This window comes from Pseudomonas sp. NFACC24-1, assembly GCF_900115235.1.
Taxonomy (GTDB): Bacteria; Pseudomonadota; Gammaproteobacteria; order Pseudomonadales; family Pseudomonadaceae; genus Aquipseudomonas; species Aquipseudomonas fluorescens_AA.
The window spans coordinates 395,979-422,000 of the sequence record NZ_FOVS01000002.1; the positions used below are offsets into that span (position 1 = coordinate 395,979).

General features: G+C 62.3%; 23 protein-coding genes and 1 other RNA gene. 5 read left to right on the forward strand and 19 right to left on the reverse strand.

What is annotated here, in order from left to right:
* Window positions 1–29: 29 nt before the first annotated feature.
* Entirely contained in the window at window positions 30–1,523 is a 1,494-nt protein-coding gene (locus tag BM317_RS03965; protein ID WP_092166210.1) for a sensor domain-containing diguanylate cyclase, read from the forward strand.
* A 148-nt stretch (window positions 1,524–1,671) separates the two neighbouring features.
* Here the strand turns inward: BM317_RS03965 and lpxC are convergent, their stop codons facing one another.
* The 18 genes from lpxC to rsmI form a co-directional block, all read right to left on the reverse strand.
* Window positions 1,672–2,583 carry a UDP-3-O-acyl-N-acetylglucosamine deacetylase gene (gene lpxC / locus BM317_RS03970; RefSeq protein WP_003178240.1) on the reverse strand — a complete coding sequence of 304 codons (912 nt, stop codon included), beginning with the start codon at window positions 2,581–2,583 and terminating at the stop codon, window positions 1,672–1,674.
* Between the two features lie 112 nt (window positions 2,584–2,695).
* Window positions 2,696–3,889 (reverse strand): cell division protein FtsZ, encoded by a 1,194-nt coding sequence (gene ftsZ / locus BM317_RS03975; RefSeq protein WP_072348503.1) that lies wholly within the window; start codon window positions 3,887–3,889, stop codon window positions 2,696–2,698.
* A 98-nt stretch (window positions 3,890–3,987) separates the two neighbouring features.
* Complete coding sequence (ftsA, locus tag BM317_RS03980; protein ID WP_003205342.1) at window positions 3,988–5,247, reverse strand: cell division protein FtsA; 1,260 nt, start codon at window positions 5,245–5,247, stop codon at window positions 3,988–3,990.
* Between the two features lie 15 nt (window positions 5,248–5,262).
* Complete coding sequence (locus BM317_RS03985) at window positions 5,263–6,129, reverse strand: cell division protein FtsQ/DivIB (protein ID WP_042729561.1); 867 nt, start codon at window positions 6,127–6,129, stop codon at window positions 5,263–5,265.
* A 3-nt stretch (window positions 6,130–6,132) separates the two neighbouring features.
* The gene (locus BM317_RS03990; protein ID WP_092473152.1) at window positions 6,133–7,098 is read right to left on the reverse strand and encodes a D-alanine--D-alanine ligase; all 966 of its coding nucleotides are present in this window, start codon (window positions 7,096–7,098) and stop codon (window positions 6,133–6,135) included.
* Window positions 7,095–8,555, reverse strand: a complete 1,461-nt coding sequence (murC, locus tag BM317_RS03995; RefSeq protein ID WP_060740758.1) for a UDP-N-acetylmuramate--L-alanine ligase — start codon at window positions 8,553–8,555, stop codon at window positions 7,095–7,097. The genes BM317_RS03990 and murC overlap by 4 nt, the downstream gene beginning before the upstream one ends.
* The gene (gene murG, locus BM317_RS04000) at window positions 8,548–9,618 is read right to left on the reverse strand and encodes an undecaprenyldiphospho-muramoylpentapeptide beta-N-acetylglucosaminyltransferase (RefSeq protein WP_092473154.1); all 1,071 of its coding nucleotides are present in this window, start codon (window positions 9,616–9,618) and stop codon (window positions 8,548–8,550) included. Before murG ends, murC begins: the two co-directional genes overlap by 8 nt.
* Window positions 9,608–10,819, reverse strand: a complete 1,212-nt coding sequence (gene ftsW / locus BM317_RS04005; protein WP_170842281.1) for a putative lipid II flippase FtsW — start codon at window positions 10,817–10,819, stop codon at window positions 9,608–9,610. Before ftsW ends, murG begins: the two co-directional genes overlap by 11 nt.
* A 2-nt stretch (window positions 10,820–10,821) precedes the next feature.
* Window positions 10,822–12,168, reverse strand: a complete 1,347-nt coding sequence (murD, locus tag BM317_RS04010; protein ID WP_092166202.1) for a UDP-N-acetylmuramoyl-L-alanine--D-glutamate ligase — start codon at window positions 12,166–12,168, stop codon at window positions 10,822–10,824.
* A gap of 5 nt (window positions 12,169–12,173) precedes the next feature.
* A complete protein-coding gene (gene mraY / locus BM317_RS04015; protein ID WP_053124966.1) occupies window positions 12,174–13,256 on the reverse strand; it encodes a phospho-N-acetylmuramoyl-pentapeptide-transferase in 1,083 nt (360 codons plus the stop codon).
* Window positions 13,256–14,623, reverse strand: a complete 1,368-nt coding sequence (murF, locus tag BM317_RS04020; RefSeq protein WP_092473156.1) for a UDP-N-acetylmuramoyl-tripeptide--D-alanyl-D-alanine ligase — start codon at window positions 14,621–14,623, stop codon at window positions 13,256–13,258. The genes mraY and murF overlap by 1 nt, the downstream gene beginning before the upstream one ends.
* Window positions 14,616–16,079 (reverse strand): UDP-N-acetylmuramoyl-L-alanyl-D-glutamate--2,6-diaminopimelate ligase, encoded by a 1,464-nt coding sequence (locus BM317_RS04025; RefSeq protein WP_092473158.1) that lies wholly within the window; start codon window positions 16,077–16,079, stop codon window positions 14,616–14,618. The genes murF and BM317_RS04025 overlap by 8 nt, the downstream gene beginning before the upstream one ends.
* The gene (locus tag BM317_RS04030) at window positions 16,079–17,818 is read right to left on the reverse strand and encodes a peptidoglycan D,D-transpeptidase FtsI family protein (RefSeq protein WP_170842280.1); all 1,740 of its coding nucleotides are present in this window, start codon (window positions 17,816–17,818) and stop codon (window positions 16,079–16,081) included. Before BM317_RS04030 ends, BM317_RS04025 begins: the two co-directional genes overlap by 1 nt.
* Window positions 17,818–18,111, reverse strand: a complete 294-nt coding sequence (gene ftsL / locus BM317_RS04035) for a cell division protein FtsL (protein WP_003178214.1) — start codon at window positions 18,109–18,111, stop codon at window positions 17,818–17,820. The genes BM317_RS04030 and ftsL overlap by 1 nt, the downstream gene beginning before the upstream one ends.
* On the reverse strand, window positions 18,108–19,049 hold the full coding sequence (gene rsmH / locus BM317_RS04040) for a 16S rRNA (cytosine(1402)-N(4))-methyltransferase RsmH (protein WP_092166463.1): 942 nt from the start codon (window positions 19,047–19,049) through the stop codon (window positions 18,108–18,110). Before rsmH ends, ftsL begins: the two co-directional genes overlap by 4 nt.
* 2 nt (window positions 19,050–19,051) lie before the next feature.
* Complete coding sequence (gene mraZ, locus BM317_RS04045) at window positions 19,052–19,507, reverse strand: division/cell wall cluster transcriptional repressor MraZ (protein ID WP_003205355.1); 456 nt, start codon at window positions 19,505–19,507, stop codon at window positions 19,052–19,054.
* Between the two features lie 308 nt (window positions 19,508–19,815).
* An RNA gene (rnpB, locus tag BM317_RS04050) (RNase P RNA component class A) lies at window positions 19,816–20,169 on the reverse strand.
* 74 nt (window positions 20,170–20,243) lie between these two features.
* Complete coding sequence (gene rsmI, locus BM317_RS04055; protein WP_092473160.1) at window positions 20,244–21,149, reverse strand: 16S rRNA (cytidine(1402)-2'-O)-methyltransferase; 906 nt, start codon at window positions 21,147–21,149, stop codon at window positions 20,244–20,246.
* A gap of 330 nt (window positions 21,150–21,479) precedes the next feature.
* On the opposite strand from rsmI, the gene BM317_RS04060 reads away from it, so the two are divergent.
* The 4 genes from BM317_RS04060 (at window position 21,480) to BM317_RS04075 (ending at window position 24,924) form a co-directional block, all read left to right on the forward strand.
* A complete protein-coding gene (locus BM317_RS04060) occupies window positions 21,480–23,291 on the forward strand; it encodes a penicillin-binding protein activator (protein WP_092473162.1) in 1,812 nt (603 codons plus the stop codon).
* Window positions 23,291–23,653: a YraN family protein gene (locus tag BM317_RS04065; protein WP_092166192.1), complete on the forward strand. Its 363-nt coding sequence runs from the start codon at window positions 23,291–23,293 to the stop codon at window positions 23,651–23,653. Before BM317_RS04060 ends, BM317_RS04065 begins: the two co-directional genes overlap by 1 nt.
* A gap of 102 nt (window positions 23,654–23,755) precedes the next feature.
* A complete protein-coding gene (locus BM317_RS04070) occupies window positions 23,756–24,349 on the forward strand; it encodes a phosphoheptose isomerase (protein WP_007928463.1) in 594 nt (197 codons plus the stop codon).
* Window positions 24,346–24,924, forward strand: a complete 579-nt coding sequence (locus tag BM317_RS04075; protein WP_030139689.1) for a BON domain-containing protein — start codon at window positions 24,346–24,348, stop codon at window positions 24,922–24,924. The genes BM317_RS04070 and BM317_RS04075 overlap by 4 nt, the downstream gene beginning before the upstream one ends.
* A 679-nt stretch (window positions 24,925–25,603) precedes the next feature.
* Here BM317_RS04075 and BM317_RS04085 read toward each other — a convergent pair.
* Window positions 25,604–26,017 carry a ClpXP protease specificity-enhancing factor gene (locus BM317_RS04085; protein ID WP_053124982.1) on the reverse strand — a complete coding sequence of 138 codons (414 nt, stop codon included), beginning with the start codon at window positions 26,015–26,017 and terminating at the stop codon, window positions 25,604–25,606.
* Window positions 26,018–26,022 lie beyond the last annotated feature (5 nt).

Below are 26,022 nucleotides of genomic sequence, written 5' to 3' on the forward strand. Positions count from 1 at the left end.
AGCCACATGACAATGCAGACATCAGAACCATGAGCGCGCGCAGTGCGACACCCGGCAACACCCCGCTTTCGAGACGTTCGGAACGGGTATTCGTACTGGCCAGCTCACTGGTTGTCATTGCGATCCTGAGCATCGTGACGTTTCTGTTGATCCGCGAACATGCCGCCGCACAACAGGCGGCGACACGTGCGGCGACCAATATCGTGCAATTGATTGACGCCGATGTGCTGCGTAACGTGGAGCTCTACGATCTGTCGCTGCAAGGTTTGGTCGCCGCCGCCAAACGCGACGACCTGAAAGACGTTTCGCCGACGATTCGCCATTTGGCGCTGTTCGACCGCGCCACCGCCGCCCCCTACAAAGGCGACATCCTGCTGCTCGACAAGCATGGCGATGTAATCGCCGACTCCGCCTCGGTCGAACCGCGCAAAGGCAATTACGCCGACCGGGAATATTTCCAGTCCCATGTCCAGGACCCGAGCCTGGGCATGATGATCAGTCGCCCGTTCCGTTCCAGGAGTCACGCGCAAGATTGGCGCATCAGCTTCAGCTATCGACTGAGCGACGAGCGGGGTGAGTTCATGGGCGTGGCCGAGGCCGCGATGCGCCTGAACTACTTCAGCCAGTTGTTCAAAAGCCTGAACATCGGCCACGGGACGGTCAACCTGATCAGCCGCGATGGGATTCTGTTGGCCCAGGAACCGCCCCTGGCCGACGACATGATCGGCAAGGACTTCAGCAACCGACCGAACTTCGTACGCATCCTGCGTGAAGGTAACGGCAGTTTTACCGGCACCTCCAGTGTCGATCAGACACAGCGGCTCTATACCTTTTCCCAGGTGGGCGACCTGCCATTGATTGTCGTGGTAGCGCTCTCCTACCAAGAGGTCTTCGCCTCATGGCAACGCACGGCGTTGTTGGTCAGCGGCGCCACCGGCGCGCTGTGCATCGGTTTGCTCTGGCTCACCTGGCTGCTGCGCCGCGAATTGCGCCGCCGTTACAGAGCCGAACGGGAACTGGCCCAACTGGCGTCCGTCGACGCCCTCACGGGCCTGGCCAACCGACGAACCCTGGACGAGACGTTGCAACAGGAATGGCTGCGCGCCCAACGTTCGGGCCAACCGTTGTCTGTGCTGATGATCGATGCCGATCATTTCAAGGCATTCAACGATCGCCATGGTCATCAACAGGGTGACGAGGCCCTGCGCACCTTGGCGCAATTGATCGGCCAGCATGTCCGACGCCCCGCCGACCTGGCGGCGCGCTATGGCGGAGAGGAGTTCTCGGTGGTGCTACCGGAGACCACCACCGCTGGCGCCTTCACCATGGCCCAGAATATTCGTGACGCGGTGGAACAACTGCCACCGGTGTCCGAGGGGGAAGCGCCCATGACGGTCAGTATCGGCATCGCCACCTGGACTCAAGGACCGTACAACGAACTCAAACAACTCTTGTTCGCCGCGGACAAGGCGCTGTACCAGGCCAAGGCCAGCGGGCGCAATCGTGTGGTCTGCGCGATGTAACACCGCAACACCCAAAGGCTATGGACACAGCGCGCTCTGTGGCGAGGGGATTTATCCCCTCGCCACAGGGCTTAGCTGATCCTCAGGAAACAGCCATAAAAAAAGGCCACCCGAAGGCAGCCCTTAAAAAACTAGAGAGGTTTTTTGCTTACACCGCCGCGACAGGGCGCATGTAAGAGATTGGTGCGGTGCTGGCGTCTTCGAACGTCACGACTTCCCAAGCATCTTTCTGCTCAATCAACTTGCGCAGCAGCTGGTTGTTCAGTGCGTGGCCGGACTTGAAGCCCTTGAACTCACCAATCAGGCTATTGCCCAGCAGGTAGAGGTCGCCGATTGCATCGAGGATCTTGTGCTTGACGAATTCGTCTTCATAACGAAGACCGTCTTCGTTCAATACACCATCGGAATCGACCACGATCGCATTTTCAACACTGCCGCCGAGTGCGAGGTTGTGCTTGCGCAGGTACTCGATATCACTCATGAAACCAAAGGTACGGGCGCGGCTGACTTCTTTTACGAACGAAGTGCTGGAAAAATCCACGCTTGCACTCTGGGTGCGGTCACGGAAAACCGGGTGATCGAAATCGATCTCGAAGCTCACCTTGAAACCTTCGAAAGGGACGAAAGTGGCGCGCTTGTCGCCGTCTTCCACTGTCACTTCCCGCAGGATGCGGATGAACTTCTTGGCTGCGTCCTGCTCTTCCAGGCCAGCCGATTGAATCAGGAATACGAAGGGTCCGGCACTGCCATCCATGATCGGGACTTCGGACGCGGAGAGCTCGACGTAGGCGTTATCGATGCCCAGGCCAGCCATGGCCGAGAGCAAATGCTCCACCGTATCCACTTTGGTGTCACCGTTGACCAGTGTGGTCGACATAGTGGTTTCACCAACGTTTTCCGCGCGAGCAGGAATCTGCACCACAGGGTCGAGGTCGGCACGACAAAACACAATGCCGGTATCGATAGGCGCGGGCTTGAGGGTCAGGTAGACCTTCTCGCCGGAGTGCAAGCCGACACCTGTGGCACGGATAATATTCTTCAGGGTGCGTTGTTTAATCATGGCATGGGCCGCTTCAGCGCAAATTGCGAACTGGTATCAACAAAGGCTGGCGATGATAGCAGACCAGACCTTTGCTGAACACCAATCACCCGTATCCCCCTGATACATTTCATCAATCGGCCTGACGACGCAGGAAAGCCGGGATGTCCAGGTAATCCAAATCGTCTTGCGGATTCATCTTCGCGGCAGTCGCAGTACCGGCCTGGGCCTGGTTGCGCATAACGGTCGGACGGTCCAGGTCACGGTAGTTCACCGCAGGCGCTTCCTGACGCGCAGCCACTTGTTGTTGCGGTTGCGAAGCCATGGAGGTGTGAACGGTGTTGTCGATGACCTTCACAGGCTTCTCGATTTTCGCGCCCAGACCGGTGGCAACCACGGTCACGTGCAACTCGTCGCGCATGTCCGGATCGATAACGGTACCGACCTTGACCATCGCGTGCTCGGAAGCGAAGGCTTCGATGATGCTACCCACGTCGGAGTACTCACCCAGGGACAGGTCAGGACCGGCGGTGATGTTCACCAGGATGCCGCGTGCACCTTGCAGGTTCACGTCTTCGAGCAACGGGTTGCGGATGGCCGCTTCGGTGGCCTCGCGAGCACGGTTCGGACCGCTGGCGCAGCCAGTGCCCATCATTGCCATGCCCATTTCGCTCATGACAGTCCGTACGTCGGCAAAGTCGACGTTGATCATGCCTGGACGCTTGATGATGTCGGAGATACCGCGAACGGCACCGGCCAGTACGTCGTCAGCCTTGGCGAAAGCCGACAGCAGGCTTGCGTCCTTGCCCAGGATGGTCAGCAGCTTCTCGTTGGGAATGGTGATCAACGAGTCGACGCTTTCAGACAGCAGACGGATACCTTCGTCGGCGATCTGCATACGCTTGCGGCCTTCGAAAGGGAACGGACGAGTCACCACCGCAACGGTGAGGATCCCCATTTCCTTGGCCACTTCGGCGATGATTGGCGCCGCACCCGTACCGGTGCCGCCGCCCATGCCGGTGGTGATGAACACCATGTTGGTGCCTTGCAGGACTTCAGCGATGCGCTCACGGTCTTCGAGAGCGGCCTGACGACCGACCTCAGGGTTGGCGCCGGCACCCAGGCCTTTGGTCACGCCAGTGCCCAGTTGCAGGATGGTTCGCGCGCCGATGGATTTCAGCGCCTGGGCATCAGTGTTGGCGCAGATGAATTCAACGCCTTCAATGTTGCTCTTGACCATGTGGTTGACAGCGTTGCCGCCGCCACCGCCGACACCGATTACTTTGATAACCGGGCTAGCGGGGATGTTGTCTACGAGTTCGAACATTTTCCCTCTCCTTTCATTCTCTAGTTTTTTCGCCTACTGCGTTTGCTGCGTCTTCCAGCGCCAAGCCTGAAACCTGCCGCGTGAAGCTTTGAAACTGTTTAGAAGTTGCCTTTGACCCAAGCCTGGAGCCGCTCGAACAGCGGTGCCTTCGGCTCGTCGCTGCTGTAGCTGTCGCGGCTGCCAATGCCTGAAAACGAGATCCCGTCGGACTGTTTCTGCAGGCCGTACATCAACAGGCCCACGCCGGTGGAATAGATCGGGTTGCGGACCACGTCATCCAGGCCCTTGACGCCATGGGGCACGCCCAGGCGCACCGGCATGTGGAAAATTTCTTCGGCCAGCTCCACCGCACCTTCCATCTTCGACGTACCGCCGGTCAGCACGATGCCGGCCGGGATCAGGTCTTCGTAGCCGCTGCGACGCAGTTCGGCCTGGATCAGCGTGAACAGCTCGTCGTAGCGCGGCTCGACCACTTCGGCCAAGGCCTGGCGCGACAATTCGCGCGGTGGACGGTCGCCGACGCTCGGTACCTTGATGGTTTCACCGGCACCGGCCAGCTTCGCCAGGGCGCAGGCGTAACGGATCTTGATTTCCTCGGCGTACTGGGTCGGGGTGCGCAACGCCATGGCGATGTCGTTGGTCACCTGGTCGCCGGCAATCGGGATCACGGCCGTGTGGCGGATCGCGCCTTCGGTGAAGATCGCGATGTCGGTGGTGCCGCCGCCGATGTCCACCAGGCACACGCCCAGTTCTTTCTCGTCGTCGGTCAGCACCGAGTAGGCCGAGGCCAGTTGCTCGAGGATGATGTCGTCGATTTCCAGGCCGCAGCGACGCACGCATTTCTCGATGTTCTGCGCGGCGTTCACCGCACAGGTCACCACGTGGACCTTGGCTTCCAGGCGCACGCCGGACATGCCCAGGGGCTCACGCACGCCTTCCTGGTTATCGATCACGTAATCCTGCGGCAGGGTGTGCAGCACACGCTGGTCGGCCGGGATCGCCACGGCCTGGGCCGCGTCGAGTACGCGCTCAAGGTCCGCGGAGCTGACTTCGCGATCACGAATCGCCACGATGCCATGGGAGTTCAGGCTGCGGATGTGATTGCCCGCCACGCCGACGAACGCCGAGTGGATCCGGCAACCGGCCATCAACTGCGCCTCTTCGATGGCGCGCTGGATCGATTGCACGGTGGACTCGATGTTCACCACCACGCCTTTTTTCAAGCCGCGGGACGGGTGTGTACCGATCCCGACGATGACCAGCGTGCCGTCGTCCGCGACTTCGCCTACCAGCGCCACCACCTTGGAAGTGCCGATATCGAGACCGACGATCATTTTCCCGCTTTGCACGTTTGCCATGGGTCCTGCCTCTTCTTAATTCTTCGCGACGGCGGGTTCGGCCGTCGTCGGCGCTACAGGTTCCCGCCAGCCAACGGCCAGGCCGTTGGCGTAGCGCAGATCGATGCGCGCAATGTTCGTAATCTGTTCTTTGAGCGTCTTGTCATAGATGGCGATGAAGCGGCGCATCTTTTCCACCAGGTTGCCGCGCCCGAGCAACAGCTCGATGCCCGGCCCCGAGCTGCCCGCGCCAGTGGTCAGGAACCAACTGCCGCGCTCACGCAACTCCAGGCGCGCGATGGAGAAGCCCAACGGCCGCAACATCTGGCTCAACACCTGGTATTGCTGCATCACTTGCTGCTGGGCCCGCTGTGGACCGAACAGTTGTGGCAAATGTTCATAGTTGGCCAGTTCCCGCGGCGTAAACGCCTGGCCCTGGTTGTTCAGCAACGACTCATCGCCCCAACGGGCCACCGGCAGTTGCTCTTCCAGGCGAATCGACACCTGGTCGGGCCACACCCGCCGGACTTCGGCGTGAGCGATCCAGGGCATCTGCTCCAGTTCCGTGCGCATGCCCGCCAGGTCGATGGTGAAGAAACTCGACGCGACGAACGGGGCGATCCGCTGCTGCACTGCCTGCTGGCTGATGTAGCTCAGGTCGCCCTGGACGTTGATCCGGGCGATCGGCCGGTCGGCATAAGGCAGCAACCGTTGCGCGCCTTCATAGGTGCCGAACCCCAACGCCACCAGCAGCACCGGCCAGAACAGGCTCTTGAGAAAACCAAAATTGGCTTTCGGCAAGCGCGCCGACATCGGCTCTTTGGCCACCATTCGGCTGGCACCCCGCGGCACCGGCTTGCGACCGGGTGCGGATGGCTGATGACGAAGCGATGCGCCTTGCATGGCTTAACCTCTTGGCTCTTGAGGGCCGACACTGGCCGCCAGGATCGACAGCACCAGTTGCTGGAAATCCAGACCGGCGGCGCGGGCCGCCATCGGTACCAGGCTGTGATCGGTCATGCCTGGAGCGGTGTTGACTTCCAGGAACCAGAACTGCCCATCGGCGTCCTGCATCACGTCTGCCCGCCCCCAACCGGCGATACCCAGCGCCTCACAGGCCTTGGCCGTGAGGTCCATCAGTTCTTTTTCCTTGGCAGCGTCCAGCCCGCAGGGAATGCGGTACTGGGTATCGTTGGCGATGTACTTGGCGTCGTAGTCGTAGAACGTGTGGGGCGTGCCCAGCGCAATCGGGGGCAACACCTGGTCACGCAGGGTGGCGATGGTGAACTCGGGACCGGTGATCCATTGTTCGACCAGCACTTGCGAATCGTAGGAACTGGCGTCTTTCCATGCCGCGGTCAACTCAGGCAGCGAATTCACTTTCGCCATGCCGATACTTGAACCTTCATGGGCCGGTTTGACGATCAAAGGGAAGCCCAGTTCCGTGGCCGCCGAAATACAATCGGCCTCGCACGCCAGCACGGCGTGACGCGGCGTCGGAATGCCGAGGCTGTGCCAGACCTGCTTGGTGCGCAGTTTGTCCATCGCCAGGGCGGATGCCAGGATGCCGCTGCCGGTATAGGGGATCCCCAGGCATTCGAGCAGGCCTTGCATGCTGCCGTCTTCGCCGCCGCGACCATGGAGAATGATGAACGCGCGATCGATCTTTTCGCTCAGCAGGCGCTGCAGGAAATCGTCGCCCACGTCGATGCCGAAGGCGTCGACGCCGGCGCTTTGCAAGGCTTGCAGCACGGCGTTGCCGGACTTGAGGGACACCTCGCGCTCGGCGCTCTTGCCACCGAACAGCACGGCCACGCGGCCGAAGGCTTTCGGATCGAGGGTCGAGACCAGGTTGGCGTAGGCAGCAGTCATTTCAATTTCCCCTCGCTGGAGGCCACGATTGCTCCGGCGAATAACGGACTTTTCAACAGTTTCGGGGCCAGGCCACCGATGTCGCCGGCCCCTTGGCACAGCAGGATGTCGCCGGCGCGCAGCAACGGCTTGACCAGCGGCGCGAGGTCTACGCCACGTTCGATGTAGATCGGGTCCAACTGGCCGCGTTGACGAATGCTGTGGCACAGCTGGCGGCTGTCGGCCCCGGGGATCGGTTCTTCACCGGCCGGGTAGACTTCCATCAACAGCAGCACGTTGGCGTCGGCCAGCACCTGGACGAAATCGTCATACAGGTCGCGGGTGCGGCTATAGCGGTGCGGCTGGTAGACCATCACCAGGCGCCGCTCCGGCCAGCCACCGCGCACGGCCTTGATCACCGCCGCGACTTCGGTCGGGTGGTGGCCATAGTCGTCCACCAGCATCACGTTGCCGCCGTCCACCGGCAGTTCGCCGTAGACCTGGAAGCGTCGGCCCACGCCCTGGAACCCGGACAGGCCCTGGACGATGGCTTCATCGCTGACGCCTTCGTCGGTGGCGATGCAGATGGTGGCCAAGGAATTGAGCACGTTGTGGTTGCCGGGCATGTTCACCGACACGTCCAACGGCTCGCGATCAGGGCGCAAGACGGTGAAGAACGTCTGCATGCCTTGCTGACGCACGTTGATGGCGCGCACGTCGGCGTCTTCGCCAAAGCCGTAGGTCACGGTCGGACGCTTGATCAGCGGCAGGATTTCACGCACCACCGGGTCGTCCAGGCACACCACGGCCAGACCGTAGAACGGCAGGTTGTGGAGGAATTCGACGAAGGTTTTCTTCAGTTTGTTGAAGTCACCGTCGTAGGTCGCCATGTGGTCGGCGTCGATGTTGGTCACCACGGCCACCAGCGGTTGCAGATGCAGGAAGCTCGCATCGCTCTCGTCGGCTTCGGCGATCAGGTAGCGGCTGGTGCCCAGCTGGGCATTGGTGCCCGCAGCATTCAGACGACCACCGATCACGAACGTCGGGTCCAGGCCACCGGCCGCGAACACCGAGGCGATCAGGCTGGTGGTGGTGGTTTTGCCGTGGGTACCGGCCACGGCGATGCCATGGCGATAGCGCATCAGCTCGGCGAGCATCTCAGCCCGTGGCACCACGGGAATGCGGCGTTCCAGGGCGGTGGCGACTTCCGGGTTGGAGGTGTTCACGGCGCTGGATACCACCAGCACGTCAGCATCGGCGGCGTTCTCGGCACGGTGACCGATAAAGATCTGCGCACCGAAGGACTCCAGGCGCTCGGTGACCGGGGAAGCCTTCAGGTCGGAACCCGAGACCTGGTAACCCAGGTTCAGCAATACCTCGGCGATCCCGCACATGCCCACGCCGCCGATACCGACGAAGTGGATGCGGCGGATACGGCGCATTTCCGGTTGCGGCATGGCTTTGCGATTCTCAACCATGGGCCACCTCCAGGCAGGTATCGACCACTTGGGCCGTGGCATCGGGTTTGGCCAGGCGGCGGGCGGCGCGGGCCATGTCTTCAAGTCGTTGCGGCTGCATCAAAACCTCTGTCAGGCGGGCGGCAAGATCCGCGGCGCCAGTCGTTCTTTGCGGCATCAGGAAGGCAGCGCCTTCACGGGCCAAATAATCGGCGTTACGGGTCTGGTGATCGTCGATGGCGTGGGGCAAAGGCACCAGCATCGAGGGCAGACCGGCGGCGGCCAGTTCACTGATGGTCAGCGCGCCTGCGCGGCAGACCACCAGGTCGGCCCAGCCATAGGCTTGGGCCATGTCTTTGATGAAAGGCTGCACTTGCGCCTCGACGCCGGCGGCGCGGTAGCGCTCGGCGGTCACTTCATCGTGGTTTTTGCCAGCCTGGTGGAACACTTCCGGCCGCAGGTCGGGAGCGACCAGCGACAAGGCTTCGGGCAGCAATTTGTTCAACGGTTCCGCCCCCAGGCTTCCACCCAGGATCAGCAAACGCGCCTTGCGTCCAGCCAGGGCCGGGCGCGGTGTTTCCAGGAACAGCTCGGTACGCACCGGATTACCGGTGGTGCGGCGGCTGCCCGACAGGGTAAAGGTGTCGGGAAAAGCTTCACAGACCCGGGCGGCCAACGGCACCAGTAACCGATTGGCGGTACCGGCCACGGCGTTCTGCTCGTGGACGATCACCGGCACGCCGGCCAGTTTTGCCGCTACGCCACCAGGGCCGGTCACATAACCACCGAACCCGACCACGCACACCGGGCGCAACCGACGAATGATCGCTCGCGCCTGCCAGATCGACTTGAGCAGCATCAGCGGCGCCTTGAGCAACGACAACTTGCCCTTGCCCCGCAGGCCGCTGGCGTCGATCCGATGCAGTTCGAGGCCGGCGCCAGGCACCAGTTCGTTCTCGATCCCCCGCGGCGTACCCAGCCAGTGCACGGTGTAGCCCCGCGCCTGGAACTCCCGGGCACAGGCCAGCGCCGGGAACACGTGCCCGCCGGTACCGCCCGCCATGATCAGCACGTTAGCGCCCATGAGTCGGCTCCTCGGCGAAGTCGCTCTCCTGGAATTCCATCTCTTCGCTGCCCAGGTGGGTTCGACTCTCCCATTCGATGCGCAGCAACAGGCCGAGACAGGCACAGCAGATCACCAGGGAACTGCCGCCATAACTGAGGAACGGCAGCGTCAGGCCTTTGGTCGGCAAGAGGCCGACGTTCACGCCGATGTTGATCAGGAACTGGCCGATCCACAGGAACGACAAGCCATACGCCACGTAAGCGGCGAAAAACTGCTTGGCCTTCTCGGCCCACAAGCCGATGTACATGCCACGCACGCAGACGAACACGAACAGGGCCACGGTGCACAGGGAGCCGACGACGCCCAGCTCTTCGGCCAGTACCGAGAATACGAAGTCGGTGTGGGCTTCCGGCAGGTAGAACTGCTTCTGCACGCTGTTGCCCAGGCCGACGCCCAGCCATTCGCCGCGACCGAAGGCAATCAGGGCCTGGGTCAATTGATAGCCGGAACCGAACTGGTCGGCCCACGGGTCGGTAAAGGTGATCAAGCGCGCCATCCGGTACGGCTGCGCCTGGACCAGCACGGTCACGGCCGCCACCGCCAACGCCACCATCAGGATGAAGCGAAACAGCCCGACCCCACCGAGGAACAGCATCGCCGCTGCGGCGCCCATCATCACTACCGTGGCGCCGAAGTCCGGCTCCATCAGCAGCAGGCCCGCCATGGGCAGCAAGACGATGAACGGCTTGAAGAACCCCATCCAGCTCTCGCGCACTTCTTTCTGGCGACGCACCAGATAACCGGCCAGGAAAATCACCACGAAGACCTTGGCGATCTCCGAGGGCTGCACGTTGAAGAAGCTGAAGCCGATCCAGCGCATCGAGCCGTTGACCTCGCGGCCGATCCCCGGCACCAGCACCATCACCAACAGGCCGAAGGCACCGAGCAGCATCAACCAGCCCAGGCGTTGCCAGGTAGCGATCGGCACCATCATGGTGACGATGCACGCGCCCAGGCCGATCACCAGGTAAACCAGGTGGCGGATCATGTGATAAAGGGTGTTGCCCGACTGCACGGCGGCCACTTCCGACGACGCGGAGGTGATCATCACCAGGCCCAGGCCCAGCAAGGCCAGGCAACCGGCGAGCATCGGGAAATCCAGGTCGATGCCACGTCCGGTGATCAACGGCGACGGGTACGGCTTGATGATGTTCATCAGGCTCATGCCAAGTCCTCCGCGGCCCGGGCAAACAACTGCCCACGCTCTTCATAGTTCTTGAACATGTCGAAACTGGCGCAGGCCGGTGACAACAGCACCGCATCGCCCGGGTGCGCGAGAGCGCGGCATTGCTGCACCGCCTCGTCCAGCGAACCGACGCGAACCAGCGGCACGGCATCGCCGAGGGCCTGGGCGATCAATTCGCGGTCGCGTCCCATCAGCACCACGGCGCGGCAGTTGGCCGCGACCGGATCGCGCAAGTCCTTGAAGTCGGCGCCCTTGCCGTCGCCGCCGGCGATCAGCACGAGCTTGCCTGCGATGTCCGCCCCCAGCCCTTCGATAGCCGCCAGCGCGGCACCGACGTTGGTGGCCTTGGAGTCGTTGTACCAAGCCACGCCATCGAGATCGCGCACCCACTGGCAGCGGTGTTCAAGACCGGCAAACGTGCGCAGGGCCGACAGCATGGCGTCGAACGGCAGGCCGACCGCATGCCCCAGGGCCAACGCGGCCAGGGCATTGGCCTGGTTATGGGCGCCACGAATCTTCAGTTCGCGCACCGGCATCAGGTTCTGGAATTCGAAGGCCAGGTACTTCTCGCCATTCTCTTCGCGCAAGCCGAAGCCTTTGAAATCCGGAACCCCCAGGCCGAAGGACCAGCACGGCATGCCCTCGCCCAGCAACGGACGGGTCAAGGCGTCCTGGCGGTTGAACACCACCTGCCGGGCCCCGCGGAAGATCCGGTGCTTGGCCAGGTGATAGGCCGGCAGGCCGCTGTAGCGGTCCATGTGGTCTTCGCTGACGTTGAGCACGGTGGCCACTTCGGCGCCCAGGTGGTCGGTGGTTTCCAGCTGGAAGCTCGACAACTCCATCACGTACAACTCGATGTCGTCGCTGAGCAGGTCCAGGGCCGGGGTACCGAGGTTGCCGCCCACGGCGACGCGCTTGCCGGCCGCCGCGGCCATCTCGCCCACCAGGGTGGTGACGGTGCTCTTGGCGTTCGAGCCGCTGATGGCAACGATCGGCGCCTTGGCGTTACGCGCGAACAGCTCGATGTCGCCGGACAGTTTCACGCCACGGGCAGCGGCCGCCTGCAGGGCCGGAGTCGCCAGGGCCAGGCCGGGGCTCACGTAGAGCTCATCGGCGCGGCACAGGAACTCGACGTCCAGCTCGCCACAACGCACGTCCACCTGGGGATAGTCACGGCGCAGCGTGGCCAGCTCAGGCGGATTTTCCCGCGTGTCGGCCACGGCAAACGACACGCCCCGGTTCGCCAGGAAGCGAACCAGGGACATGCCGCTCTTGCCGAGGCCGACAACGATGCGGAAGTGGTCAGAAGCGATCAGGGACACTCGTTCTACCTCAGCTTCAGGGTGGCAAGGCCGATCAGCACCAGAATCACGGTGATGATCCAGAAACGGACGATCACTCGTGGCTCGGGCCAGCCCTTGAGTTCAAAGTGGTGGTGGATCGGCGCCATGCGGAATACGCGGCGGCCGGTCAATTTAAAGGAAGCAACCTGAATGACGACTGACAGGGTCTCCATCACGAACACGCCGCCCATGATGAACAGGACGATTTCCTGGCGAACGATGACAGCGATGGTGCCCAGGGCCGCGCCCAGCGCCAGCGCGCCGACGTCGCCCATGAAGACTTGCGCCGGGTAGGTGTTGAACCACAAAAAGCCCAGGCCGGCACCGATCAGCGCACCGCAGAACACGATCAGCTCGCCCGCCCCCGGCACATAAGGGATCAGCAGGTATTCGGCGAATTTCACGTTACCCGACAGGTAGCAGAAGATCCCCAGCGCGCCGCCGACCATGACCGTCGGCATGATCGCCAGGCCGTCGAGGCCGTCGGTGAGGTTGACCGCGTTGCTCGAGCCAACGATGACCAGGTAGGTCAGCACGATGAAACCGGCACCCAGCGGAATGCTGTAGTCCTTGAGCATCGGCAGGATCAGGGTGGTTTCCACCGGCGAGGCGGCGGTCATATAGAGGAAGATCGCCGCGCCGAGGCCGAACACCGACTGCCAGAAATACTTCCAGCGACTTGGCAGCCCGCGGGAGTTCTTCTCGATCACCTTGCGATAGTCGTCGACCCAGCCGATGGCGCCGAAGAACAGGGTCACCAGCAGCACGACCCAGACGTAGCGGTTGGCCAGGTCGGCCCAGAGCAAGGTGCTGATGCCGATGGACGACAGGATCAACGCGCCACCCATGGTCGGGGTGCCGGATTTGGACAGGTGCGATTGCGGACCGTCGTTACGGACCGACTGGCCGATCTGCAGGTTCTGCAGGGTGCGGATCATCCACGGGCCCAGGAACAGCGACAACGACAACGCGGTCAGCACACCCAGGATCCCGCGCAGGGTCAGGTACTGGAAGACCGCGAAGCCTTTGTGGAACTGTTGCAGGTACTCCGCTAGCAGCAGCAGCATTAATGTTTCTCCGTGGAAGCGCCGCACAGTGCCGCGACGATGTTTTCCATCGCTGCGCTGCGTGAGCCCTTGATCAATAAGGTGGTGTTCGGGTCCTGCTCGGCGCCCAGGGCCTGGATCAGTTCGGCTTGAGTGGTGAAATGCCGCGCGTGTTCGCCAAACGCGGCGACCGCATGGGCCATCATCGGACCGACCGCATACAGCGCATCGACCTTGCCGCGGGCATAGGCACCAACGTCGTGATGGCCCTGTTGCGCCCATTCGCCCAGCTCACCGATATCACCCAACACCAGCACGGTGCGGCCGGAGAAACCGGCGAGGATGTCCACGGCCGCGCACATGGACGACGGGTTGGCGTTGTAGGTGTCGTCGATCACGCGCATGCCGTTGCTGGCCAGTTGCGCGACGGAGCGCCCCTTGACCGGCTGCACGGCGTTCAGCCCGGCGATGATGCCCGGCAGCGACACGCCCAGGGCATGGGCGGCAGCCGCCGCGGCCAGGGCGTTGGCAACGTTATGGGTGCCCAGCAGGTTCAACTGGACCCGCTCGGCACCGTCGGGGCTGTGCAGGTTGAAGGCCGGGCAACCGCGGGCATCACGGTCCAGGTCGCTAGCGTAGAAATTCGCGGCGAGGTTGCTCAGGGCAAAGGTCAGCACCTTGCGTTCGCCCGCGCGGGTCTTCCAGGTTTCGAACGCCTTGTCATCGAGATTCAACACGGCGACGCCATCGGCATCCAGCCCTTCGATGATCTCGCCCTTGGCCTCGACGATTTTTTCCGGACCGCCGAACTCGCCGACGTGGGCGGTACCGGCGTTGTTGAGCACCGCCACATGAGGCTTGGTCATGGCCACGGTGTAGGCAATCTCGCCGAGCCGCGAAGCCCCCAGTTCGATGACGGCGGCGCTGTGTTCCGACGCCAGTTCCAGCAAGGTCAGTGGCACGCCGAGGTCGTTGTTCAGGTTGCCACGGGTCGCCAGCACCGGCCCGCGGGTGCGCAGGATGCTGGCAAGCATTTCCTTGACCGTGGTCTTGCCGCTGGAGCCGGTGATGGCCGCGACAGGGTTGCCATACGCCGCACGGTTCAGTGCACCGAGCTGGCCCAGGGCCTGGCGAGTGTCGTTGACGAGCAATTGCGGCAACGTGCTGTTGCTCACTTCCCGCTCGACCAGGGCCGCGACCGCACCTTTGCCCGCGACCTCATTCAAGTAATCGTGGCCATCGAAACGCGGCCCGGTCAGGGCGACGAACAATTGCCCCGGTGCGATTGCCCGGCTGTCGATGCTGACACCGTCGAAACTGGCGTCCGCGGCGATGAGGCGCGCATTCAGGGCGTTGGTCAGTTCGCTGAGCTTCAGGGCCTTAAGCATGGGCCACCTCCCACGCGGTCAGGGCGTGATCGGCTTCCACCAGATCGGAGAAAGCATGGCGTTCGCCATTGATTTCCTGATAGTCCTCGTGGCCCTTACCTGCCAGGACGATGACATCGTCCACCGAGGCGCTGGCGATCAACTGGGCAATGGCCTGGCCGCGACCGGCGACGAAGGTGACGTTATCCACAGCAGTAAAACCGGCGCGGATGTCGTCGAAAATTCGCAACGGGTCTTCGCTGCGCGGGTTGTCGTCAGTGACCAGCACACCGTCTGCCAGCCGCTCCACGACTTCGGCCATCAATGGGCGCTTGCCGCGATCACGATCGCCACCGCAGCCGAACAGGCACAACAACTTGCCCTTGGCGTGAGGACGCAGGGCCGTGAGGACTTTTTCCAACGCGTCGGGGGTATGGGCGTAATCGACCACCACCAACGGTTGGGCCCCACCGCCCAGGCGCTGCATGCGCCCGGCTGGCCCTTCCAGCTTTGGCAACACTTTGAGAATCTCGTCCAACGCGTAGTCCAGGCCGAGCAAGGCGCCGATGGCCGCCAATACGTTGCTCAGGTTGAAGCGGCCGAGCAACGTGCTGCGCACGTGGTGCTCGCCCTGGGGCGTGACCAGCGTGGCGCGTACGCCTTCGTCATTGAACTGCGCCTGACGTATATAAAGGTAGGCGCTGGTATCTTCCAGGCTATAGGTGATCAACCGGGACTCGCGCTTGTCGGCGGCCAGTTGCCGACCGAACTCGTCATCGAGGTTGATGACCCGGCATTTCAAGTCATTCCAGGCAAACAGCTTGGCCTTGGCTCCGCCGTAGGCCTGCATGGTGCCGTGATAATCCAGGTGGTCCCGGGACAGGTTGGTCAACACCGCCACATCGAATGCCAGCGCCGTCACCCGGCCCTGGTCCAGGCCATGGGACGAGACTTCCATCGCAACAGCCTTGGCACCGGCCTTCTTCAGGTCCGCCAGGGTCGCTTGCACGGCAATCGGGTTCGGCGTGGTGTGCAGGCCGCTTTCCAGCGCGCCATGAAAACCGTTGCCCAAGGTGCCGACAATGCCGCAATGCTGGCCGAGCAGGTCCAACGCCTGGGCCACCAGTTGGGTCACGCTGGTCTTGCCGTTGGTACCCGTCACGCCCACCAGGTTCAGGTGACGGCTCGGGTCGCCATAAAAACGCCCGGCGATGTCCGACAGCTGCGCCGCCAGGCCCTTGACCGGAATCAAGGGCACGTCAGTGATGGGCAGCACGGTGGCGCCTTGCACTTCATAAGCCACGGCAGCCGCGCCACGCTTCAAGGCGTCGACGATATGGTCACGGCCATCGACACGGGCGCCCGGCACCGCCAGGAACAAGTCCCCGGCACGTACATTGCGGCTGTCCAAGGCCAATTCACGAATCAGCAGATCGTGACCGGCGTGGGCGAAAATCTTGTTCAGGCTCAGGGACATCAGCCACGCCCTCCTTCGGCTTTCAAGGGAACGACCGGTGCGGTATTGGCCTGCTGGGTCGGCGGCAGGTTATCCGGGGTAATGTTCATCAGGCGCAGGGTGCCGGACATCACTTTGCTGAACACCGGCGCCGAGACCAGGCCACCGAAGTAGCCCGCCTTGCTCGGTTCGTCGATGACCACGACGATGGCGTAGCGCGGGTCGCTCATCGGGCCGAAGCCGGCAAACAGCGAACGGTAGGAATTCTCGGCGTAGCCTTTGGTGCCCACGGAGGTTTTACGGGCCGTACCCGATTTGCCTGCCACGTGGTAGGCCGGCACCTGGGCGCGATAGACACCGCGCGGAGCCTCGATCACCTGCTGCAGCATGCCCTGCATGGTCTTGGCGACGTTTTCCGGGATCACCTGGGTAGTTTGCGGCGCCTTGTCGGTCTTGATCAGGGTCAGCGGCGCCATGCGCCCGTTGTTCGCCAACGCTGAAAACGCATGGACCAACTGGATCGCGGTCACGGAAACACCGTAGCCGTAGGACAACGTGGCGGTTTCAGCCTTGCGCCAGTCACGGTAGTTAGGCAGGTTGCCCACACGCTCGCCCGGGAAGCCCAGGCCGGTGTCCTGGCCGAGACCGATTTTCTGAGCCAGGCGATAGATCGTTTCGCCGCCGATATCGAAGGCGATCTTGCTCATGCCGACGTTACTGGAGTTGATCAGGATGCCGGTCAGGTCGAGCACCGGGCCTTCGGTCTTGGACACGTCGCGGATGGTGTACTTGCCGATCTGCAGGGTGCCCGGGTACACCTCGACGGTGTCGCTCGGCTTCCAGCGCCCGGTTTCCAGGGCCGCGGCCATGGACACGGCCTTCATGGTCGAACCCGGCTCGAACACGTCGATCATCGCGCGGTTGCGCATCATCGCCGGCTGCAGGTTGCGACGGTTGTTCGGGTTGTAGGTCGGCTGGTTGACCATCGCCAGGATCTCGCCGGTCTTCACGTCCATGATCACCAGGCTGCCAGCCTTGGCACCGTTCTCGACGATGGCATTGCGCAGCTCGCGGTTGGCCAGGTATTGCAGGCGCAGGTCAATAGACAACGCCAAGGGCTTGCCGGCCTTGGCGTTTTTGGTGACTTGGACATCCTTGATCAGCCTGCCGCGCCGGTCCTTGATGACCTGCCGCTTGCCGGCGACCCCGGCGAGCCATTCGTCATAGGCCAGTTCGACACCTTCCCGGCCCCGGTCATCGATGTCGGTAAACCCGACCATGTGGGCCGTGACCTCACCGGCCGGGTAGAAACGCCGGAATTCCTCGATGCCGTAGACACCGGGTACTTTCAAGTCGAGCACGCTCTGGCCCTGCTCGGGGGTCAAGCCGCGCACCAGATAAATGAACTCTTTGTTGGCCTGGGCTTCCAGGCGCTCGGCCAGCGCCTTGGGGTCCTGCCCGAGGGCGGCGGCCAAGGCCGGCCATTTTTCCTTGGCCAGTTGCATTTCCTTGGCGTTGGCCCACAAGGTGGTCACCGGGGTACTCACGGCCAGGGGTTCGCCATTGCGGTCGGTGATCAGGCCACGGTGAGCCGGGATCGGAATATGCCGCACACTGCGGGCGTCACCCTGCCCCTTGAGGAAGTCACGGTCGACGACCTGCAGGTCGATGATGCGCCACGAAATCGCCGCCACCATGATCCCAAGCAAGCCCAGGACCAGACGAAACCGCCACGGGAACAGCGCCCCTTCGAGTTTCATCATGGCGCCACCATTTGCACTTCGGCGGCGCCGGGAATGCGCATTTTCAACTGTTCGGTGGCCAGGACTTCGATACGGCTGTGGGCGGTCCAGGTGCTCTGTTCCAGGATCAACCGACCCCACTCGGCCTGCGCCTTGTCGCGCACGCTGAGTTCGTTATAAAGGGTATTGAGCAACTGCCGGTTCCAGTGCGCGCTATAGGACACAGCGATGGCCGACACGAGCACGCCGATAAACAGCAGCAGCATGAAAAAGCTGCCGCCGGGCAGGGGCTTGGCGAAGAGCTTGCTCACCGCAACTTCTCCGCGACGCGCATGACGGCGCTACGGGCACGTGGGTTGGCCTTGAGTTCAGCTTCGGAAGCGAACTGCGCTTTGCCATGGATCTTGATTTTCGGCACGAAGGCTTCGAAACGCACCGGCAGGTTGCGCGGCAGGTTATCGGCTTCACCCTTGGTGAGCTTGCGCATGAACAGCTTGACGATGCGGTCTTCCAGGGAATGGAAGCTGATCACCACCAGACGACCGCCGATCTCCAGCGCCTCAAGCGCCGCTTCGAGGCCCACTTGCAGATCGCCCAGTTCGTTATTGACGTGGATGCGCAAGCCCTGGAAAGCCCGGGTCGCCGGGTTCTTGCCCTTTTCCCAGGCCGGGTTGGCCACTTTCAATACCTCGGCCAGGTCGCCGGTGCGCTCGAAAGGCTTGATGTCGCGGCGCTCGACCACGGCGCGGGCCATGCGGCCGGAGAAACGCTCTTCACCGTATTCCTTGAAGACACGGGCGATTTCTTCCACCGGGGCGGTGTTGACGAATTCGGCGGCGCTGATCCCGCGGGACGGGTCCATGCGCATGTCCAGCGGGCCGTCATTGAGGAAACTGAAGCCGCGCTCCGGGTCGTCCAGTTGTGGCGACGACACACCCAGGTCGAGCAGCACGCCACTGACCTTGCCGGCCAGGCCACGCTCGGCGACTTCCGCGCCCAGTTCGGCAAAGCTGCGCTGCACAACGACAAAGCGGCCGTCTTCGGCCGCCAGCGCTTGCCCGGTGGCAATCGCTTGAGGATCCTTGTCGAACCCCAGCAACCGGCCGTCCGGACCGAGCTGGCTGAGAATCAACCGACTGTGCCCGCCACGCCCGAACGTGCCGTCCAGATAGCAGCCATCAGCACGTACGGCGAGAGCCTCGACGGCTTCGTCAAGCAGTACGGTGATGTGGTTAAAGCCGCTATCAATAGTCACAGGATCAAATCACGCAGTTCGTCAGGCATGGCGCCCGGTTGTTGAATAGCAGCGAGGTCAGCGGCAGAAACCGCATTCCAGGCATCTTCGTCCCACAGTTGGAACTTGTTCAGTTGCCCCACCAGCATCGCGCGCTTGTCCAGCTTGGCGTACTCGCGCAGGCGCGGTGGCACCAGGAAACGACCGCTGCCATCGAGCTCGAGGTCGACGGCATTACCGATCAGCAAGCGTTGCAGGCGGCGGTTTTCTTCACGCAGCGAAGGCAGTGCGCGCAGTTTGGTTTCGATGATTTCCCACTCATCCAGAGGGTAAACACACAAACATGGGTCAACGGCGTCGATCGTGACGATTAACTGCCCTGAACTTCGCGAAACGAGCTCGTCACGATACCGGCTGGGCATGGCGAGCCGGCCTTTTGCATCGAGACTGATAGCGTTAGCTCCGCGAAACACGTCAGCGTTTCTCCACTTTTTGGCGTTTTACCTTCAAAAAAACCCACTTCATGCCACTTTCCGCCACTTGCGCACACTATAGGAATGCGCCCACCGCACCGTCAAGGCGCGTAATGAAGGAAAAGCCTTATAGATCGGAGATTTAGGAGCGTTTCAGGAGGGGCAACAAGAATCTGACGTAGGAAAATTCGCTCCAACCTGAAGCAGCACAGGGGGCTGCGCGCACAAGTTAAAGTGATTTATTAAGAGTAAGATTTTTTTGGTATTAGGAACTGCGTCTGCCAGTGATTCCGGCAGGAAGGGAAAAGGTGGAGAGTCGATCTGTAAGCCGGGTTCTGTCTTGAACAGTCATTCGTCTACGATGGCCATCACTGGACATCTTTAGCAACCTACCCGGTCCCAGCGCGGGCCACGCCTTGGGACCCTATTTGGTCTTGCTCCAAGTGGGGTTTACCTAGCCACGAACTGTTGCCAGCCGTGCGGTGCGCTCTTACCGCACCTTTTCACCCTTACCGGCGCCGAAACGCTTAGGCGGTTATTTTCTGTGGCACTTTCCGTAGGCTCACGCCTCCCAGGCATTACCTGGCACTTCGCCCTATGGAGCCCGGACTTTCCTCCCCCCCCTAATTCTCATAGAGGGCAGCGACTGTCCGATCGACTCTCCGCCGCGAAGGTTAACGGTAGAGCGCTTGAAGAACAAGCGCTAAAAGCCCCAGGCCAGCACCGTGTCCCGGTTTCACTGGCCTTTCTGTTTTTCCAGTGCGACCTGATACAGCACATTCTTGCGCTCGCCAGTGATCTGCGCCGCAAGGGCCGCAGCGCGCTTGAGGGGCATTTCCTCCAGCAGCAGGTTCAGGACGCGCATCGCCTCGCCGCTGACGGCGTCCTCGCTTTGCGGCGGCGTCCAGCCCGCCACCAGCACGACACACTCGCCGCGTTGCTGGTTGCTGTCGCTTTCGACAAAGACGCGCAACTCGCTCAACGGCAGTCCCTTGAGGGTTTCAAAGGTCTTGGTCAACTCCCGGGCCAGCAGCGCCTGGCGTTCGGCACCGAACACCAGTTCCATGTCCTGCAGGCATTCCAGAATGCGGTGCGGCGCCTCATAGAAGATCAGCGTACGCGGCTCTTCCTTTATAGCTTCCAGGCGTGCCCGCCGCCCCACCGCCTTGGCCGGCAGGAAACCTTCGAAGATGAAACGGTCCGACGGCAGGCCTGCCGCCGACAGCGCCGCGATCAACGCGCAAGCCCCCGGCACCGGCACCACGCTGATACCCGCCGCCCGGGCCTGGCGCACCAGATGATAGCCGGGGTCGGAAATCAACGGGGTACCCGCATCGGAAATCAGCGCGACGTTATCGCCTGCCAGCAGCCGGGTAATGAAACGACTGCCTTCGTCCCGCTCATTGTGCTCATGACAGGCCGCCAACGGCGTGGAGATGCCGAAATGTTGCAGCAGGCGCTGGGAGTGACGGGTGTCTTCAGCCGCGATCAGTGCAACCTCCTGCAGGATTTTCAGCGCCCGGGCACTGATATCGTCCAGGTTGCCGATGGGCGTCGCCACCACATAAAGCGAGCCGGCAGCGGAATTCAAAGCACCTGGAGCAGTCAAGACACATACCTCATGATCGGTAAAAACCGCCATTGTAGCGTGTGCAGCCCGTCTCGGCTGTCCACATCAGCCATTGTGGCGAGGGGATTTATCCCCGCCGGGCTGCGCAGCAGCCCCAAAAAAGACTGGAAACCATTCAGCCTGACAAACAGAGGTGGAAGGTCTTGGGGCCGCTGCGCGGCCAGCGGGGATAAATCCCCTCGCCACAGGTTTAGTGCCGCCGCCTGAGTGAGTAGCGTCTTTTGTAGCATGCCGCACTCTTTGAAATACCTAAATTGATCGATTCACACCAGTAACATCGCGCCCCGGCCAGTGCTTGGGTACAATTCGACGCTAATTTGATCTCGTATCAGGAACACTTACATGATCGCTTGCCTGCGGCTGCTCTCCGCCCTCTGCCTCGCCGCCCTCCTGGCGGCCTGCGCCAGCTCGCCCTCGTCCAGCCTTGGCGAACTTCCACGGACCCCGGATGCCAGTATCGAGCAGTTGCTCGAACAGGCCACCCAAAACAAAACCCCGGAAAAAGCCGCCCTGCTGCGCCTGAGCGCCGCAGACCTGGCCTACCGCCAGGGCAATGCCGGCCAGTCCGCACAGATCCTGCAACAAGTGCCAATGGAACAACTCAAGCCCGGCCAGCAGATTTTCGCCAGCACGCTGTCGGCGGAACTGGCGATGACCCGCAACCAGCCCAAGGCCGCGCTGACCGCCCTGAGTCACCCAAGCCTGCAACACCTGAGCGAAATGCCAGTGGAGCAGCAAGTCCGCACCGGAACCGTCCGCGCCCGCGCCCTCGAAGCCGACGGCCAGACCCTGGCCGCCGCCAAGGAGCGCATCTTCATCGCCCCCTTGCTGAAGGACGACGCCGCGGCGAAAAACCACGAAGCCATCTGGTCGCTGATCGCCTCACTGCCCACCGACCAGTTGCAGCCCACCGCCAACGACGACCTCGGCGGCTGGTTGAGCCTGGCCCAGGCCGTCAAGACCGCCGGCACCCTGGAACAGCAGCAGGCGGCCATCGACCACTGGCGCGAACAGAACCCGAAGCACCCCGCCGCCCTGCAACTGCCGACGCCCCTGGTCAAGCTCAAGGAACTGGCCAGCCAACCACTGAGCAAGATCGCCCTGCTGCTACCACAAAGTGGCCAGCTGGCAGCGGTTGCCAAGGCCTTGCGCGAGGGTTTCATGGCCGCGCACTACCAGGCCCAGCAGGCCGGGCAAACGCCACCAAGCATCCAGTTCTATGACAGCGCCAACCTGACCTCCATGGACGAGTTCTATCGCAAGGCCCAGGCCGACGGCGTGCAACTGGTCATCGGCCCGCTGGAAAAACCCCTGGTCAAGCAGATCAGCACCCGCCCGCAATTGCCAATCACTACCCTGGCGCTGAACTACAGCGAAGGCGAGCAAGGGCCACCACAACTGTTCCAGTTCGGCCTGGCACCCGAGGATGAAGCTCGCGAAGTGTCCCGTCGCGCCCGCGCCGATGGCCTGCACCGCGCAGCCGCCATGGTACCGAAGGGCGAATGGGGCGATCGTGTACTGAAAGCCTTCAGCCAGGACTGGCAGGCCAACGGCGGCACCATCGTCGCGATCGAACGGGTCGACCTGCCAGTCCAACTGGCCCAGCAGATCGCCGACATGTTCCAGTTGCGCCAGAGCGAAGGTCGCGCCAAGAGCCTGCAAAGCACCGTTGGCACCACGGTCGCAGCCCAGCCGTCCCGTCGCCAGGACATCGAGTTCATCTTCCTGGCCTCGACACCGCAGCAGGCCCAGCAGATCAAGCCAACCCTGAACTTCCAATACGCCGGCGACGTACCGGTCTACGCGACGTCTTCGGTGTTCAGCGCCAGCGGCGACCAGAACCAGTACAACGACATGAGCGGCATCCGCTTCTGCGAAACCCCGTGGCTGCTCGACGCCAATGACCCGCTGCGCAAGCAGGTCACCGCGCAGTGGCCCCAGGCGGGCGGCAGCCTGGGCCGGCTGTACGCAATGGGCGCGGATGCCTATCGCCTGGCACCACGCCTGGGCCAGCTCAAGACGCTGCCGGACAGCCGCATCGAAGGTTTGTCGGGCAGCCTGGCCGTGTCTCCCACCCAGCGCGTACAGCGTCAACTGCCATGGGCCGAGTTCGTCAACGGCCAGGTGCAGCGCCTGCCGGACACCCAGCGCTGATGCCTGACCGATCACGCCAGCAAAGCGGACGGGATGCCGAGGGCCAGGCCCTCGCGCATCTCCAGCAACACGGCCTGCGGCTGGTGGCGCAGAACTGGTTATGCAAACGCGGCGAGCTTGATCTGGTCATGCTTGACGGCGATACAGTAGTATTCGTCGAAGTCCGCTACAGAAAAAATACCCAATGGGGTGGCGCGCTCGACAGCATTGACGAGCGCAAGCGCCAGAAGCTGGTGTTCGCCGCGCAGCATTTCCTGCAACGCGAATCTCGCTGGGCCGATTACCCCTGCCGCTTCGACGTGGTTGCCATCGACAGCAACGCCGCCCAGTTGAACTGGCTGCAGAACGCCTTCGACAGTTGAACGCCCATGCCGAGCCGGACACCTTCACCTAACTTTCTTGCTCTTTGCTTTGCGCGCCGCACATGTTTGTGCCTATAAGCCGCGCTACTTAAGGTCACACAGATGGACATGCAATCGCGAATTCGCCAGCTTTTTCAGGCCAGTATCGACACCAAGCAACAGGCGATGGACGTACTTGCACCGCACATCGAGCAAGCCAGCCAAGTGATGGTCAACGCCTTGCTCAACGAGGGCAAAATGCTTTCGTGCGGCAATGGCGGCTCGGCCGGCGACGCCCAGCATTTCTCGTCGGAACTGCTCAACCGCTTCGAGCGCGAACGCCCGAGCCTGCCGGCGATCGCCCTGACCACCGACAGCTCGACGATCACCTCGATCGCCAACGACTACAGCTACAACGAAGTCTTCTCCAAACAGATCCGCGCCCTGGGCCAACCCGGCGATGTGCTGCTGGCGATTTCCACCAGCGGCAACTCGGCCAATATTATTCAAGCGATCCAGGCCGCACATGATCGCGAAATGATTGTCGTAGCATTGACCGGTCGTGACGGCGGTGGCATGGCATCACTGCTATTGCCCGAAGACGTCGAGATCCGCGTACCGGCCAATGTCACCGCACGTATCCAGGAAGTCCACCTGCTGGCGATCCACTGCCTTTGCGACTTGATCGACAGCCAACTGTTCGGGAGTGAAGAATGACCCCTAATCGCCTAGGCCTTCTGGCCTTGACCCTGTGCCTCGGCATCAGCGGCTGCACATCGGTGGTTAACGCCAGCCGGGAGAAGCCGATTGAAGACGACCGCGGCACCCGCACCTTCGGCAGCAAGATCGACGACTCCCTGATTGAAACCAAGGTCGGCGTGAACATTGCCAAGGCCGACCCGGACCTGGACAACAACTCGCACATCGTCGTCACCAGCTTCAACGGTGTCGTACTGCTGGCCGGCCAGACCCCACGCGCAGACCTCAAGGCCAAGGCCGAACAGGAAGCCAGTGCCGTGCAGCGGGTCAAGACCGTGCATAACGAACTGCAGGTTCTGCAACCCTCCTCGCTGCTGGCGCGCCAGAACGATGCGTGGCTGACCACCAAGATCAAGACCCAGATGCTCACCGACGCCAGCATTCCTGGCTCGCGCATCAAGGTTGTGACCGAGAATGGCATCGTTTATCTGCTGGGCCTGCTGACCAAGCAGGAGGCCGCCCAGGCGACCAACCTGGTGCAGGGGGTATCCGGGGTGCAGAAGATCGTCAAGTTGTTTGAATATATTGACTGAGGTAACTCGCGGCTCTTGAGGCTGCATGTGGCTGGAAAAAACGGCGCTCACTCATACAGAGGAGCGCCGTTTTTTTATTTGGTCGGGGGCGCCCAGATCAAGATCAAGATCAAAAGCAAAAGCAAGGCGGCCTTATAGCCGGCCTGTCTCCTCCGGCTGTACCCGATCCCATTGTGGGAGCGAGCTTGCTCGCGATGGCGTCAGGTCAGCAGTATCGATGTTGGCTGATACACCGCAATCGCGAGCAAGCTCGCTCCCACAGTTGATTGGGGTGCAGCCAGAGGAGACAGGCCGGCTATAAGGCCGCCTTGCTTTTGCTTTTGCTTTTGATCTGGGCGCCCCATTAACCACGCCGGCCGAACGCAGGCATTGCGCAGTGGGCATCCCGGCATGGATGCCGGGATAGCCGCGCTGGGCCATGGATGGCCCTTCGCGGCGGCCCACGGAGCAATGCCGGAGTGAGGGAACACCGAGCCTAGGCGAGGTGCCTAGTGGTGGGGCAGAAGCGTTTTGCTTACTTTTGCGCTTCTCAAAAGTGAGCCGCCGTAAGGGCGGAACCGCCAGTAGCCGTTACCGCAGAAACGGATATACACACCAATCCACCAGTGAATGCAGCCAAAAAAAATGCCCACATCTCACGACACAGGCATTTTCCTTAGCGAACAGATCACCTGCTCCGCTACTTCACCACCTTAAGACTAGGCCGACCACTAGGCCGCGGCGGCTCGTCATCCGGCGGTGGCAGGTCATCATCCGGCTCGAACTCTTCTTCACCGTCCAGCGGCGCTTCCAGCTCAAACACCATGCCCTGGCCATTCTCCCGGGCATAAATCCCCAGAATCGCCGCAACAGGCACGTACAGGGTGTGCGGCACACCACCGAAGCGCCCTTCAAAACTGACGGCATCATTATCCATGTGCAGGTGACGCACAGCGGCTGGCGACACGTTCAGGACAATCTGCCCATCATTGGCAAAGCCCTGCGGCACCTGCACCGATGGAAACTCGGCATTGACCAGCATGTGCGGGGTGCAATCATTGTCCACAATCCACTCGTAGAGCGCGCGGACCAGATAAGGTCGACTGGAGTTCATAGCGG